The organism is Sphingomonas bacterium (assembly GCF_028289855.1).
GTDB lineage: Bacteria > Pseudomonadota > Alphaproteobacteria > Sphingomonadales > Sphingomonadaceae > Sphingomonas.
Genome location: NZ_JAQGKZ010000012.1, coordinates 1 through 14,945, shown reverse-complemented (window position 1 = coordinate 14,945; position 14,945 = coordinate 1). Strand labels below are relative to the sequence as shown.

Annotated in this window: 12 protein-coding genes and 1 pseudogene; 11 read left to right on the top strand and 2 right to left on the bottom strand. The window is 65.3% G+C overall.

Annotated features, from left to right (window positions below):
• Nucleotides 1-620 (bottom strand): annotated as a pseudogene (locus tag JWM94_RS00710) (S1 RNA-binding domain-containing protein); the annotation flags it as partial.
• A gap of 482 nt (nucleotides 621-1,102) precedes the next feature.
• Here JWM94_RS00710 and JWM94_RS00705 point away from each other — a divergent pair.
• The 4 genes from JWM94_RS00705 (at nucleotide 1,103) to JWM94_RS00690 (ending at nucleotide 6,832) form a co-directional block, all read left to right on the top strand.
• A complete protein-coding gene (locus JWM94_RS00705) occupies nucleotides 1,103-2,353 on the top strand; it encodes an N-acetylmuramoyl-L-alanine amidase (RefSeq protein ID WP_299419752.1) in 1,251 nt (416 codons plus the stop codon).
• Nucleotides 2,354-2,407: 54 nt separating this feature from the next.
• Complete coding sequence (locus tag JWM94_RS00700) at nucleotides 2,408-4,912, top strand: transglycosylase domain-containing protein (RefSeq protein ID WP_299419748.1); 2,505 nt, start codon at nucleotides 2,408-2,410, stop codon at nucleotides 4,910-4,912.
• A gap of 73 nt (nucleotides 4,913-4,985) precedes the next feature.
• The gene (prfB, locus tag JWM94_RS00695; protein WP_299419744.1) at nucleotides 4,986-6,113 is read left to right on the top strand and encodes a peptide chain release factor 2; all 1,128 of its coding nucleotides are present in this window, start codon (nucleotides 4,986-4,988) and stop codon (nucleotides 6,111-6,113) included.
• Nucleotides 6,113-6,832 carry a class I SAM-dependent methyltransferase gene (locus JWM94_RS00690; protein WP_299419741.1) on the top strand — a complete coding sequence of 240 codons (720 nt, stop codon included), beginning with the start codon at nucleotides 6,113-6,115 and terminating at the stop codon, nucleotides 6,830-6,832. The genes prfB and JWM94_RS00690 overlap by 1 nt, the downstream gene beginning before the upstream one ends.
• On the opposite strand, the gene JWM94_RS00685 is transcribed toward JWM94_RS00690, so the two are convergent.
• Nucleotides 6,829-7,221: a JAB domain-containing protein gene (locus JWM94_RS00685; protein ID WP_299419736.1), complete on the bottom strand. Its 393-nt coding sequence runs from the start codon at nucleotides 7,219-7,221 to the stop codon at nucleotides 6,829-6,831. The two genes, JWM94_RS00690 and JWM94_RS00685, sit on opposite strands and share 4 nt — an antisense overlap.
• A gap of 107 nt (nucleotides 7,222-7,328) precedes the next feature.
• Here JWM94_RS00685 and JWM94_RS00680 point away from each other — a divergent pair, with 107 nt between their 5' ends.
• The 7 genes from JWM94_RS00680 (at nucleotide 7,329) to lspA (ending at nucleotide 14,939) form a co-directional block, all read left to right on the top strand.
• On the top strand, nucleotides 7,329-8,123 hold the full coding sequence (locus tag JWM94_RS00680) for a thymidylate synthase (RefSeq protein WP_299419731.1): 795 nt from the start codon (nucleotides 7,329-7,331) through the stop codon (nucleotides 8,121-8,123).
• A 59-nt stretch (nucleotides 8,124-8,182) separates the two neighbouring features.
• Nucleotides 8,183-8,701: a hemerythrin domain-containing protein gene (locus tag JWM94_RS00675; protein ID WP_299419728.1), complete on the top strand. Its 519-nt coding sequence runs from the start codon at nucleotides 8,183-8,185 to the stop codon at nucleotides 8,699-8,701.
• A 31-nt stretch (nucleotides 8,702-8,732) separates the two neighbouring features.
• The gene (locus tag JWM94_RS00670) at nucleotides 8,733-9,200 is read left to right on the top strand and encodes a dihydrofolate reductase (RefSeq protein ID WP_299419724.1); all 468 of its coding nucleotides are present in this window, start codon (nucleotides 8,733-8,735) and stop codon (nucleotides 9,198-9,200) included.
• A gap of 12 nt (nucleotides 9,201-9,212) precedes the next feature.
• Nucleotides 9,213-10,427 carry a dipeptidase gene (locus JWM94_RS00665; RefSeq protein WP_299419720.1) on the top strand — a complete coding sequence of 405 codons (1,215 nt, stop codon included), beginning with the start codon at nucleotides 9,213-9,215 and terminating at the stop codon, nucleotides 10,425-10,427.
• A gap of 19 nt (nucleotides 10,428-10,446) precedes the next feature.
• Nucleotides 10,447-11,382 (top strand): bifunctional riboflavin kinase/FAD synthetase, encoded by a 936-nt coding sequence (locus tag JWM94_RS00660; protein ID WP_299419717.1) that lies wholly within the window; start codon nucleotides 10,447-10,449, stop codon nucleotides 11,380-11,382.
• A gap of 114 nt (nucleotides 11,383-11,496) precedes the next feature.
• Nucleotides 11,497-14,424, top strand: a complete 2,928-nt coding sequence (ileS, locus tag JWM94_RS00655; RefSeq protein WP_299419713.1) for an isoleucine--tRNA ligase — start codon at nucleotides 11,497-11,499, stop codon at nucleotides 14,422-14,424.
• Nucleotides 14,424-14,939: a signal peptidase II gene (gene lspA / locus JWM94_RS00650; protein ID WP_299419756.1), complete on the top strand. Its 516-nt coding sequence runs from the start codon at nucleotides 14,424-14,426 to the stop codon at nucleotides 14,937-14,939. The genes ileS and lspA overlap by 1 nt, the downstream gene beginning before the upstream one ends.
• The last annotated feature ends 6 nt before the right edge of the window (nucleotides 14,940-14,945 follow it).

The following is a 14,945-nucleotide window of genomic DNA, read 5'->3' as shown; positions in this document are numbered from 1 at the left end:
GTCAGCGCCGCGCCCTTGTTGCCGCGCTCTTCCTTGACGACCTGGACGAGCAGCACCTGACGGCGACGAATCACGTCCTGGATCTTGTAGCGGCGGCGCAAATTCATGCGGCGTTCGCGCAACGCGTCGACCTGGTCGTCCGACCCGCCGCCGCGGCGGCGCGGACGGCGGCCCTGGCTTTCGCTTTCGGCGGCTACTTCCTCGTCGGGCGCGCCGTCATCGTCGAGCCGCTCGAGCTCTTCCTCGGACGGCTCGTGACGATCGTCGTCATGCGCGTCGTCGTCATGATCGTGATCGTCTTCGTCGCCATCGAGCTCGGCGCGCAAAGCGGCTTCCTCGGCGGCGTGCTCGGCCTCCTCACGGAGCAGCGCATCGCGGTCCTCCTTGGGGATTTGGTAGTAATCGGGATGGATTTCCGAGAAAGCGAGGAAGCCGTGACGGTTGCCGCCGTAATCGATGAACGCCGCCTGCAGCGACGGTTCGACCCGCGTGACTTTGGCTAGATAGATATTCCCCTTGAGCTGCTTGCGCTCGGCACTCTCGAAATCAAACTCCTCGATGCGGTTTCCCTTGACGACCGCCACGCGGGTTTCTTCCCGGTGGCGTGCGTCGATCAACATACGCATGGTCATGTAATGCTCTCCGGGCGCGCCGTTCCTCGAAACAGGGAAGGGGCGCGCCGATAGGTCGCGCGCTGCCGGCAAGTCGCCGGTGGTCACGGATGGGTGGATGTTCGTCTTTCGCGCGCAGAGCACGCCCGGGCGCGTGGCCCGGGACACCCACGCCAGCACGACCGCCGGCTAGAGCCGGGCGGATCATGGGGCAGGGAAAATGCGTCATTGCGAGCGTCAACCTGGATTGACCGCTTGACCCGAAACACAGGGGCGGCCGTGAAACCGGACCGACGCAAAAACGCGCGAAAAGTCCGATTACGTGCTAAGTTAGCACCCCCGCCGCCCCGCTTCAACTGGCAGTATCTTGCCGTTTCTGCCGGCAAAAATATGCCGAATTGCCGGTTAACCTCATCGCTTCACCGTGTGGAAGAGTGCCCAGCCCCAATAGCAGTCGCGATCCGGGTGTTCGCAAAGGGGTTCTTTCGCACATGGTTTTTCGCTGGACCGGCAACAAGCCGGCGCGCCATTACGTGCGCGTGTCGTTCATTCTCGCTTTGCTCGCCCTGTGGCTGGGCGGAACGCCTGCGTGGGCGGGGACGATCCAGCGCGTCGAGGTGAAGAACGATTCGGTCGTCGTGACCTTCGACCAACGCGTCGCCGATGCGTCCAGCTTCCTGCTCGCCTCGCCCAACCGCGTCGCGCTCGACGTCAACGGCGCGAGCCCCGGCGGCAGCGTCGAGTCCGGCGGTCTGGTCAGCGGTGTGCGCGAAGGCGCGCGCGATGGCGGCGCGCGCGTGGTGTTCGACCTGGCTCGCCCCGCGGTCATCGCCGACGGCAAGTTCGGCCGCGACGGCCGCGTGCTGACGCTGCAGCTCAAGACGGTCGACGATTCGGATTTCGCGCGCGCCGCCGCCGAAGGCAAGCTACGGTTCCTGCCGCCGTTCAACATGCCCGACAATGGCCTGATCCCGGCGCGTTACACCGTGTCGCTGCCCGTCCCGGTGCCGAGCAAGACGCTGTCGCTGCCGCGCGTCGACGGCGATGCCGACCGGCCGCTGGTGGTGATCGACGCGGGGCATGGCGGGTTCGATCCCGGCGCGATCTCGCCGACCTCGGGCCTCAAGGAGAAGGACGTCACGCTGCGCATCGCCAAGGCGATCCGCGACCAATTGCTCGCATCGGGCCGGGTCCGCGTCGCGCTGACTCGCGAGGACGATCGCTTCCTCGTGCTGCAGGAACGCTACGGCATCGCGCGCAAGCTGAAGGCCGATCTGTTCATCTCGATCCATTGCGACAGCGTCGGGACAGGCGATGCCTCGGGCGCGTCGGTCTACACGCTGTCCGAAATCGCCTCCGACAAGGAAGCCGCCAAGCTGGCGTCGCGCGAAAACAAGGCCGACATTATCGGTGGGGTCGATCTGGGCAGCGAGAATGCCGACGTGTCGTCGATCCTGATCGACCTGACGCAACGCGAGACGATGAACGCCAGCGCCGCGTTCGCGCGGCTGCTCGGGCGCGAGGCAAGTCCGCTGATGCCGCTCAAGCCCAACTTCCACCGCATGGCGTCGCTGATGGTGCTCAAGGCGCCCGACATGCCCTCGATTCTGTTCGAGACGGGATATATCTCGAACCCCAACGACGCCGCCTTCCTCGATTCGCCCGAAGGCCGCCGCCGCATCGCCATGAGTGTCGAGCGCGCGGTGGAGATCAATTTCGCTAAGCGGCTAGCGTCGAACTAACCGCCCGTCGAACATCGCTGGCAACCGCCGCCGGATTTGCTAAGGCGGGCCGCTATGGCCGCCGACGTTTCCGACACCGCAGACTTCACGATCAAGCGCGATCCGGGCGGTCCGGGCTTCGTGCGCCGCGCGTGGAAGCGGTGGTGGGTCAAGGTGCTGGCGTTTTTTGCCGCGCTGATCGGGCTTGCCTATCTCGCCCTCTTGATCTTCGTGCTGCCCGGCCTGCCGTCGGTGGATTCGCTCAAGACCTATGAGCCGCCATTGCCGTCGAACGTCCGCGATACCAACGGCATGCCGGTTTATTCGTACGCCCGCGAACGCCGAGTCCAGCTGAGCTTCGACGAATATCCCAAGCTGCTCGTCGGCGCCTATCTGTCGGCCGAGGACAAGACCTTCTTCTCGCACCACGGCGTCGATTTTCTCGGCATCGCCTCCGCGGTGTTCGACAATCTGACCAGCGGCAAGCGCGCGCGCGGCGCGTCGACGATCACGCAACAGGTCGCCAAGAACCTGCTCGTCGGCAACGAAGCGAGCTATACGCGCAAGCTCAAGGAGGCGATCCTCGCCTATCGCATCGAGAATGTGCTGACCAAGCAGCAGATCCTCGAAATATACCTCAACACGATCTTTCTCGGGCGCAACGCGTACGGCGTCGAGGCGGCGGCGCATGCCTATTTCGACAAGGACGTCAACCAGCTGACGCTGCCGCAATATGCCTATCTCGCGATCCTGCCCAAGGCTCCGTCCGGCTACGATCCCGATCGCCAGACCGCGCGCGCGCTGGCGCGGCGCAATTATGTGCTCAACGAGATGCTGGCCAACAACTACATCACGCAAGCCCAGCACGACGCCGCGGTCGCCTCACCGCTCGGCACGGTCAACAAGCGCACCGCGTCGTTCGAATCGGTGCCGGGTTATTTCATGGAAGAAGTCCGCCGCCAGTTGATGGAAAAGTTCGGCGAGAATGCCGACGGCGGGCGCAACCCGTACAGCGTCTATTCGGGCGGATTGTGGGTGCGGACGTCGTTCGATCCCAACCAGCAGGCGCTGGCGCAAAAGGCGCTGCGCGACGGGCTGTTGCGCTACGATCGTGGGCGCGGCTGGACCGGGCCGCTCGGCCATGTCACGATCGGGACGAGCTGGCAGAGCGCGCTGCTCGGCAGCAATATCGCGCTCGATTACGAGGATTGGCGCGCGGCGATGGTCATCGATGCGGCGGGCGATTTCCGGCTGGGTTTTGCCGACGGGTCGACCGGCACGATGCCGCGCGGCGCCGCGTCGATGCCGATCCGCGGCGGTGGCGGGTCGGCGGCGAGCGCGATCAAGGTCGGCGATATCGTCGCGGTGTCGCCCGCGGGCGGCAGTTTCGCTTTGCAGACGGTCCCCAAGATTTCGGGCGGTTTCCTGGTCGAGGAGCCGGCGACCGGCCGCGTACTGGCAATGCAGGGCGGGTTCGACAGCCGAATCCAGTCGTTCAACCGCACCACCCAGGCGATGCGCCAGCCGGGATCGACGATCAAGCCGGTCGTTTATGCCGCCGCGCTCCAGGCCGGGCTGACCCCGGCGTCGATCATCGTCGATGGGCCTTTTTGCGTCAGTCAGGGCTCGCGCGGCCAAAAATGCTTCAGGAACTTCGGCGGCGGAGCCGGCTCCGGCCCGCACACGATGCGCTGGGGCGTCGAGCAATCGCGCAACCTGATGACGGTGCGCGCCGCGGCGCAGACCGGCATGGGCAACGTCGTCAAGCTGATGGACCAGATCAGCGTCGTCAAATATCCGCCCTATCTCGCCTTCTCGCTCGGCGCCGGCGAGACCACCGTGTCACGGATGGTCAACGCCTATTCTATCCTGGAGAATAACGGGCGCGGGCGGCCGTCGACGCTGATCGATTACGTCCAGGACCGGCACGGCAAGGTCATCTGGCCGGACAATTGGCGCGCCTGCGACCGCTGCAACGCGCCCGACTGGAACGGCAAGCCGATGCCGCGCCCGGTCGTCCGCCTCAAGCAGATCGTCGAGCCGATGAGCGCGTACCAGATGGTGCATATCGCCGAAGGCGTGATCCAGCGCGGCACCGCGGTCGTGCTGCGCGACCTCGACCGGCCGATGTTCGGCAAGACCGGCACCAATTCGGGGCCGAAGGACGTGTGGTTCATCGGCGGCACGCCGCAGATGATCGCGGGCGTCTATATGGGCTATGACAGCCCGGTGAATCTGGGCGGATACGCGCAGGGCGGCACGATCGCCGCGCCGATCTTCAAGGCATGGGCGGTCAAGGCCTATGAAGGCATGCCCAAGCTGCCGTTCCGCGCGCCCGCCGGCATCCGCATGGTGCGCATCGACCGCACCAGCGGCCGCCCGGTGTTCGGCGCCTGGCCGAGCGACAAGGATCCCAAGGCCGGGGTGATCTGGGAGGCGTTCAAGCCCGAAAGCGAACCGCGCCGCGGGCCGATCCGCCGCGATTTGCCGGTGCCGACCGCGACCAAGGCGCCGCCGCCGGCCAAGCCAACCGATTCGGGCGACGGCGATTTCTTGCAACGGCAGGGCGGTATCTACTAGGTCCGCTTCCTATATCGATGCGCGTGCGGCGGTTTCTTCGCGCGCCACGTGAAGATTGAACTGGAGTTCCCTGATGCGCGCCGAGGCGCAATCGCATGTCGAGTCGATCAACGAGGCGCTGGCGCTGTTGCGCCGGTTCCTTGATTGGGATCGTGCGCTCCGCCGCCTCGACGAATTGAACGCGCGGGTCGAGGATCAGGCGCTGTGGAACGACCCCAAGGCCGCGCAGGAGGTGATGCGCGAACGCCGCCGGCTCGACGAGGCAATCGCCGCGACGCGCAGCATCGAAAGCGAGCTGTCCGATAATGTCGAACTGATCGACATGGCAGAGGCCGAGGGCGATACCGAGATGGAAGGCCAGGCGGTCGAGGCGCTGGCCCAACTCGCCAGGCGCGCCGACCAGGACAAGATCAAGGCGCTGCTGGCCGGCGAGGCCGACGCCAACGACACCTATGTCGAGATCAACGCCGGCGCGGGCGGGACCGAGAGCCAAGACTGGGCGGGGATGCTCAGCCGGATGTACCAGCGCTGGGGCGAACGCCACGGGCTCAAGGTCGAGTTGATCGACCAGCATTCGGGCGAGCAAGCCGGGATCAAGTCCGCAACAATCCTGCTCAAGGGCGAAAACGCCTATGGGTATGCCAAGACCGAGAGCGGGGTGCATCGCCTCGTCCGGATCAGCCCGTACGACAGCGCGGCGCGCCGCCACACCAGCTTTGCCAGCGTGTGGGTCTATCCGGTCGTCGATGAGAATATCGAGGTCAATTACAACGAAAGCGACCTACGCATCGACACGTACCGCGCGAGCGGCGCGGGCGGGCAGCACATCAACACGACCGATTCGGCGGTGCGCATCACGCACATCCCGACCGGGATCGTCGTCCAGTGCCAGAACCAGCGCAGCCAGCACAAGAACAAGGCGGAAGCGTACAATCAGCTTCGCGCGCGCCTCTACGAACGCGAGCTCGCCGAGCGCGAGGCGGTCGCCAACGCCGAGAATGCGACCAAGACCGATATCGGCTGGGGGCATCAGATCCGTTCGTACGTGCTCCAGCCGTATCAGCTCGTGAAGGACCTTCGCACCGGGGTGACCTCGACCGCGCCGTCGGACGTGCTCGACGGTGATCTCGACGCGTTCATGGCGGCGGCGCTGTCGCAGCGCGTGACCGGTGAGGCGGTCGAGGTGGAGGACGTCGATTGATGCGCGTACGGGTAGCTATCGCCGGGCTGTTGCTCCTCGCCGCGTGCGATGGCGGGCCCGCGGTGGTGGGCGATAAGCCTGACAGCGCCGGTCCGTTCCCCGCCGCCGACCGCCCGGTCGCGCCGATCGGTTCGCCCCGCTGGTCGACCGAGGAAGCGCGCGACCGGTTGAACGAATCGGGCGAGGTTATGGATAAATCGGGCATCGTCAGGGGAATGACCATCGCCGATATCGGCGCCGGCGAAGGCTATTATACGATCCGACTGGCGAGCCGCGTCGGCAAGGACGGGCGCGTGCTGGCCGAGGATATCGTGCCTGCGGTGCGCGACGCGCTGGCGCAGCGCGTGGCGCGCGACCGGCTCGACAATGTCAGCGTGAGACTGGGCGATCCGGCCAACCCAAAGCTGCCCGACAATGGAAGTTTCGACCGCGTGCTGATGGTCCACATGTATCACGAGATCGAGCAGCCCTACGAGTTTCTGTGGCGCATCCGGCCGTCGCTCAAGGCCGACGGAGAGGTGGTCGTGGTCGATGCCGATCGGCCGACTCAGGATCACGGCACGCCGCCCAAATTGCTCCAGTGCGAGTTTGCCGCGATTGGTTACAAGCTGGTCGGGTTCGACGAGATGCCGTCCGCCGGCGGCTATATGGCGCGGTTCCGCGCGGTCGGCCCGCGCCCCGAGCCGAAGACGATCAAGGCTTGCCGCCTGGGCGCTTAAAGCCGCCCCTCGTCGCGCAGGCTGGTGCAGCCGTCGCTTCCGAGGATCAGATGGTCGACCAGCCGCACCCCGATCGCGTCGAGCGTGCGCGACAGCCGCGCGGTGACCGCCAAATCGTCCTCGCTCGCGCGATGGTCGCCGCTCGGATGGTTGTGCGCCATCAGCACCAGCCGCGCCTCCAGCGACAGCACGTCGCGCACCACCTCGCGGATCGGCACCGTCGCGCGCCCAGGGTCGTCCGACGCGCAATGGCGCGCGCCGAGGTACGTCCATTCCGGATCGAAATAAGCAAAAGCAACGACTTCGCGAGGCTCGCTGGCAACGCTGGCGAACAGCCGGCGCGCCCAGTCGCGGTCGCGGGTCTCCGGTTGCGGGGGTGACGATGCCATTGGCCGATGCTGCGCACAGAGCGGAGCACGACCCAATCCATGACTTATCCACGGCGGATGATTTCGCTCTGCTTGGCGAGTTCCTCACGCCCCGCTAGGTTACGGTCATGCGGCAATATCTCGACCTGATGCAGCGCGCGCTCGACCATGGCGCCGAGCAAATGGACCGCACCGGCACCGGCACGCGGAGTGTGTTCGGGCACCAGATGCGGTTCGACCTGAGCGCGGGTTTCCCGGTGCTCACGACCAAGAAGCTTCATTTGCGCTCGATCATCGTCGAATTGCTGTGGTTCCTGCGCGGCGACACCAACGTGCGGTGGCTCCAGGAACGTAAGGTCGGGATCTGGGACGAATGGGCCGACGAGAATGGCGATCTCGGCCCGGTCTATGGCAAGCAATGGCGCGACTGGGCGACCGCCGATGGCGGGCATGTCGATCAGATCGCCGAGTTGATCGAGACGCTCAAGGTCAACCCCGCCAGCCGCCGCATGGTAGTGAGCGCGTGGAACCCCGGCGAGCTCCACGCGATGGCCTTGGCGCCGTGCCACTGCCTGTTCCAATGCTATGTCGCGAACGGCAAGCTCAGCCTGCAGCTCTATCAGCGCTCGGCGGACATCTTCCTCGGCGTGCCGTTCAATATCGCGAGCTATGCGTTGCTGACCCACATGCTCGCGCAACAGACCGGACTCGAGGTTGGCGAGTTCGTCTGGACCGGCGGTGATTGCCATCTGTACTCAAATCATCTCGATCAAGCGCGCGAGCAACTTGGCCGCGATCCGGGGCCGCTGCCAAGGCTCGAAATCCTGCGCAAGCCGCCGTCGATCGACCAATACGAATATGAGGATTTCCAGTTGGTCGGGTACGACGCGCAGGCGCACATAAAAGCGCCGGTCGCGGTCTGACGGAACCGTGTGGGGCGTCGCGCTTTATCCTTTCGATACCGCAACGAAAGGGCGCTCTGGTGGATATCACGCAACTCATCCTCGACGAACACGCGCAGCAGCGTAACCTGTTCGCGCAGATCGAACAGATCGATCCCAAGGACACCGCCGCTTTGTCGTCGCTGTGGAAACGGCTGCGCGCTCTGCTCGATTCGCATGCCGAGGCGGAGGAGCATTTCTTCTATCCGCGGCTGATGAAGGTCGGGAAGGGCGGTAACGACGCCGATTCTGCAGCCGAGGAAACCGAGGACGCGATCGAGGATCACAACGAAATCCGCGACACCGCGGCCGCGGTCGACAAGCAAAAGGTCGGCAGCAAGGCGTGGTTTAAGGCGCTAGGCGACTGCAACAAGGCAAATGGCGACCATATGGCGGAAGAAGAGCGGCAGGGCCTGACCGATTTCCGCCAGCAGGCGAGCTTGCAGGAGCGCCACGACCTGGGCGTGAAGTTCGCGACGTTCGAGGCGGATCACCTGACCGGGGTGAAGCCCGTCGACAAGGACCCCAAAAAGTGGGTCAAGGATCACGCCCCCCGTTGAGTCCCGGACGCCCGCGCGGCATGACGCGGCGATGATCTCCTTTCACCTCGCGCGCGCCGATAATGGCATCATCGGGCGCGACGGCACGATGCCATGGCATCTTCCCGCCGACCTCAAGCGCTTGAAGGCGCAGACCATGGGGCGGGCGATGATCATGGGCCGCAAGACATTCGATAGCCTTCCCGGCCTGCTGTCAGGCAGGCGCCACATCGTGCTGACCCGTGACCGCGCGTGGCGCGCGGCGGGGGCGGAGGTCACGCATTCGGTCGATGAGGCGCTGAAGCTGGCGGGCGACGATGCGGCGGTGATCGGCGGGGCGGACGTGTTCGCGCTGTTCCTCGACCGCGCCGACCGAATTGAACTGACCGAGGTCCATGTCGATGCCGAAGGCGACGTGACGGTGCCGGCGTTCGCTGGCTGGCGCGAAGTCGAGCGCGAGGATCATGCGGCCGAGGGCGAGTGGCCGGCCTATAGTTTCGTGACGTTGAAACGCGATTAGGGGGAGAAGCGCATGCGCAAATGGATTCTCGGCGGGCTCGGCCTGCTTGTGATCGCCGCAATCGCCTTCTTCGTTCTCGCCCCCGGGATCGTCGAGAATGCGCAGAACAAGGTGCAGCCGGTCGCGCTCAACATCTCGCCGCGCGCACTGGCGTTGCAGAAGACGCTCGACGTCGCCGACATGCACGCCGACTCGCTGCTGTGGAAACGCGACCTGCTGACGCGCTCGACGCGGGGCATGGTCGACCTGCCGCGGCTGCAGGACGGCAATTACGCGCTGCAAATTTTCTCGTCGGTGACCAAGACGCCCAAGGGGCAGAATTACGACGGCAATTCGGGTGACACCGACAATATCACGACGCTGGTGGTGGCCGACCTCCAGCCGGTGCGGACGTGGGGATCGCTGCTCGAACGCTCGCTCTACCATGCCGACAAGCTGAAGCGCTTTGCCGCCGCGTCGAGGGGGCAGATGCGTGTGATTACCAGCGGCGCTGACCTCATGCGCCTGTTGGTTGACCGCGCTGACCCTGGTCGTTGGCCCATCATCGACGCCAGCCCGCTCACCAACCCCCCGCGCAAGCCGCCCGTTGGTGCGATGCTGTCGATCGAGGGGCTGCAGGACCTCGAGGGCAATATCGCGAACCTCGACAAGCTCTATGCCGCCGGGTTCCGCATGGCGGGGCTGGCGCATTTCTTCGACAACGATGTCGCGGGGTCGATGCACGGGATGAAGAAGGGCGGGCTGACTCCGCTCGGCGTCGCCGTGGTGCGGCGGATGGAGGCGCTCGGCATGGTCGTCGATGTCGCCCACGCCAGCCACCAGACCGTCGCCGAGGTGATCGCGATGGCGCGCCGCCCGCTCGTCTCCAGCCATGGCGGCGTCCAGGCGACGTGCAAGGTCAACCGCAACCTGACCGACGACGAAGTGCGCGGGATCGCGAAGACCGGCGGGGTGATCGGGATTGGATATTGGGACGCCGCGATCTGTTCGACCAAGCCGGCCGACGTGGCGAAGGCGATCGCCTACGTCCGCGATCTCGTTGGGATCGACCATGTCGGGCTGGGGTCGGACTTCGATGGCGCGGTGACCACCGGGTTCGACGCAAGCCAGGTCGCCGCGATCACGCAGGCGCTGATCGACCGCGGGTTCAGCGACGACGATATGCGCAAGGTGATGGGCGGCAACGTGCTGCGCGTGCTGATCGCGGGGATGGTGCCCGGCAAATGACGCCCGTATAGGCGCGCTGATGGAGCGGCTTTCCAGCGGCTCGGCGGTACCCGAGCGGCTGCGCGGCGGGTTCGTCGCGCTCGGCAATTTCGATGGGTTTCACCTCGGGCACCAAGCAGTGGTCGGCGCGGCGGTCGAGCGTGCGCGGGCGGCGGGCAAGCCGGCGATCGTCGCGACGTTCGATCCGCACCCGATGCGCTACTTCCGGCCCGACAGCGATTGGTTCCGGCTGACCAGCCTCGACCAGCGCGCGGCGTTGTTTGCCGACGCGGGCGTGGACGCGATGTACGTCTTCCAGTTCGACGCCGCGCTCGCCGCGTTGTCGGCGGAGGCGTTCGTCGAGCACTGCCTGGTCGGCGATCTCGGCGTCGGCGGGGTCGCGACGGGCGAGGACTTCACCTTCGGCAAGGGGCGGAGCGGCGACATTCCGCTGATGCGTTCGCTCGGCGAGCGGCATGGCTTTACGGTGGACACGATCGCCCCGGTCCAGCTCGACGGCGAAACGGTGTCCTCGACCCGCATTCGCGACGCCTTGCGCGTGGGCGATCCTCGCGGTGCGGCGCGGTTGCTCACCCGGCCCTACACGATCCAGGGCGTGGTCCAGCACGGTGACAAGGTCGGGCGAACCTTGGGGTATCCCACCGCGAACGTCGACATGGCAAACTACCTGCGCCCGAAGTTCGGCATCTACGCGGTGCGCGGGCGGCTGGCAGACGGGCGCGTACTCGACGGCGCCGCAAATCTTGGCGTGCGGCCGACGTTCGATCCGCCCAAGGAATTGCTCGAACCGTATTTCTTCGACTTCGACGGCGATCTGTACGGCCAGGCTATCTCTGTCGAGTTGATCGACTTCATCCGGCCCGAAGCGAAGTTCGACAGCCTGGAGGCGCTCAAGGCGCAGATGGATGAAGATATCGCCGAGGCGCGGCGCCTCCTCAACGCTCCGTCATCCTGAACTTGTTTCAGGATCCACTCGTGCCGTCCACGATGGCGGAGGTTGTTGCGCAGTGGATGCTGAAACAAGTTCAGCATGACGGAAGGGAAAACGCGCGCTAATGCCCGCCCACCTATGACCGACACCCCATCCGCGCCCGATTACCGCGACACCGTCTTCCTCCCCAAAACCGACTTTCCGATGAAAGCCGGCCTCGCGGCGAAGGAGCCGGCGATCCTCGCGCGCTGGGCGGCGATGGATCTGTACGGGAAGCTCCGCGCGCAGCGCAAAGACCGCAAGCGCTTCATCCTCCACGACGGCCCGCCATACGCCAATGGCGACATCCATATGGGCCATGCGATGAACAAGGTGCTGAAGGACATCGTCGTCCGCAGCCAGACCCTGCTCGGCAAGGACGCGCCCTACGTGCCCGGCTGGGATTGCCACGGGCTCCCGATCGAATGGAAGGTCGAGGAAGCGTATCGCGCGAAGAAGCTGAACAAGGACGACGTGCCGGTCGCGCAGTTCCGCGCCGAATGCCGCGCCTATGCCGAGAAATGGGTCGCGGTGCAGCGCGAGCAGTTCCAGCGGCTCGGCGTGATGGGCGAGTGGGACGACCCGTATCTGACGATGAACTATGCGTCGGAAGCGGTGATCGTCGGCGAATTGCTCAAGTTCGCCGAAAGCGGCCAGCTCTATCGCGGCGCCAAGCCGGTGATGTGGTCGCCGGTCGAAAAGACCGCGCTAGCCGAGGCCGAGGTCGAATATGAGGACGTCGTGTCGACCCAGATCGACGTGGCGTTCGAGATCGTCGAGGCGCCGAACGCGCCCGAACTGGTCGGCGCGCACGCGGTGATCTGGACGACGACGCCGTGGACGATCCCGGTGAACCAGGCTTTGGCGTATGGGCCTCATTTGGAATACGCACTCTACGACGTGGCCGTGTCGGTGGATGCCTCGCCCGGGACGGACGTTTTTGACAACCCGGCTGTCCAGCAGTGGCAGACCAAGCAAATCATAATTGCTTCCAATAACGCTTTGAAAGCAGACTTTGAGGAGCGGTTTAGAAAATCGTGGCCGGGTGGTGCAGCTTGCAGTTTGGTTGAGCGGCAGCGTTTAACTGGGACGCAGCTCGAAGGGGTAGTTGCTCGCCATCCAATGCATCATCTCGGAGGCTTTTTTGCCGGGCCGCGGCCGCTTTTGCCGGCTTGGTTTGTCACTGACGATGCTGGTACCGGCATTGTCCACATGGCCCCGGATCATGGCGAAGACGACTTCGAGCTTTGTAAGAATTTCAACATTGGCCCGGTGTTCGCGGTCGACGGCGCGGGCTTCTATCGTCCCGACTGGGCGTGGCTCGGCGGGCAGGGGAGCGTTATCAACAAGAAGTTCGTCGCGTCGGACGGGCCGATCTGCACCGACCTGCGCGCCGCCGGGGCGTTGCTCGCGGCGTCGGACGATTTCGCACACAGCTACCCGCATTCGTGGCGCTCCAAGGCCAAGGTGATCCAGCGCGCGACGCCGCAATGGTTCATCCCGATGGATCAGCCGCAGGCGGCGGATATCCCCGCGCCGATGGTCGATCTCGCGCCGGCGGGCGAAATCGCCGGGTTCACCCCGGTGCTCGGTCACGCGCAGGGCAACGGCCCGACCTTGCGCGGGCTCGCGCTCGACGCGATCGAGCGGACGCGCTGGGTACCCGAACGCAGCAAGAACCGCATCCGCTCGATGGTCGAAGGGCGTCCCGACTGGGTGATCAGCCGCCAGCGCGCGTGGGGCGTGCCGATCGCGCTGTACGTCAACCGCGCCACCGGCGAGTATCTTCGCGACGGCGCGGTCAACGACCGAATCGTCAAGGCGTTCGAAGCGGGCGGGGCGGATGCGTGGTTCACCGCCGATCATCAGGCGCTGCTCGGCCCCGACTACAAGCTGGCCGATTACGAGCCGCAGAACGACATTCTCGACGTGTGGTTCGACAGCGGATCGAGCCACGCCTTTACGATCGAGGCGCGGTATGGCGAGGGCGTTCGCGCGGACTTGTACCTCGAAGGCTCCGACCAGCATCGCGGCTGGTTCCAGTCGTCGCTGCTCGAAAGCTGCGGCACGCGCGGGCGCGCGCCGTACGATGCCGTGCTGACCCACGGCTTCGCGCTCGACGGCAACGGCCGTAAGATGTCGAAGAGCCTCGGTAATGTGGTCGATCCGCTCAAGATCATCCAGGAATCGGGCGCCGATATCCTGCGCATGTGGGTCGCATCGACCGATTATTTCGACGACGTGAAGATCGGCAAGGAAGTGCTCGGCACCGCGTCCGACGCGTATCGCAAGCTGCGCAACACGTTCCGCTACCTGCTCGGTGCGCTCGACGGGTTCGACGAGCGCGAGCGCGTCGCGCCGAAGGACATGCCCGCGCTCGAACTGTACGTGCTCGATCTGCTCGGCCGGCTCGACGTCGAGTTGAAGGCGGCGGCGGAAGGATTCGAGTTCAACCGCTACCTTCGCCTACTGACCGACTTCGCGCAGGACGATCTGTCGGCGTTCTTCTTCGATATCCGCAAGGACTCGCTCTATTGCGACGCGCCGGGCGATGCGAAGCGGCGCGCGTATCGCACCGTGCTCGACACGCTGTTCCACGCACTCGTCCGCTACGCCGCGCCGATCCTGTGCTTCACCGCCGAGGAAGCATGGCAGGAACGCTTCCCGAGCGAGGACGAGTCGGTGCATTTGCTCGACTGGCCCGAATTGCCGAAATTGCCGGGCGACGTGCCGCACGCGACCAATTGGGACGATATCCGTGCCTTGCGCGCGCAGGTCACCGAAGCGATCGAGCCATTCCGCCGCGAGAAAGTGATCAAGTCGAGCCTCGAGGCCGAGGTCGCGGTGCCCGAACTCCCGGTCGACGCCGCGGCGCTGGCCGAGACGTTCATCGTCGCCAAGGTGACGAGGGGCGATCTGTCGGTCGCGCGCACCGAATTCCAGAAATGCGGCCGCTGCTGGCGCCATCTGCCCGAAGTGACGGCAGACGGCAGCTTGTGCGGTCGCTGTACAGAGGTGGTTTCGTGATCGGGAAAATGCCCAAGCTGGGGCTGATCGCGGCGGTCGGGTTCTTTATGCTCGATCAGTTCATCAAGGTGCTGGTCGTCGGCCCGCTCGGCCTGACTTACGAAGGCGCCGAGCGCGAAGTGCTGCCGATCTTCATGCTGCGCAATCTGCACAATCCCGGCGTGTCGCTCGGTTTTTTGCGAGTCTCGCCCGACCATTCGTGGATGTTGGTCGTGCTGACCGGCGTCATCGCATGCGCGGTATTGGTGTGGATGTGGCGCGAAGCCAACCGGACCGACCAGTTCGCGCTCGGCATGATCGCGGGCGGCGCGCTGGGTAATATCGTCGATCGCGTGCGGCTGGGCTATGTTCAGGACTATGCCGATCTGCATTTCGGTGGCTGGTCGCCGTTTTTGACCTTCAATCTTGCCGACGCGGCGATTACGGTGGGGGTGCTCATCCTGCTCGCGCGCGCCTTGCTGGTCCGTGACAAGCCGCGCATAGAGCCGAGCGAAGTGGAGAATTCGAATGCGTAAGGTTGT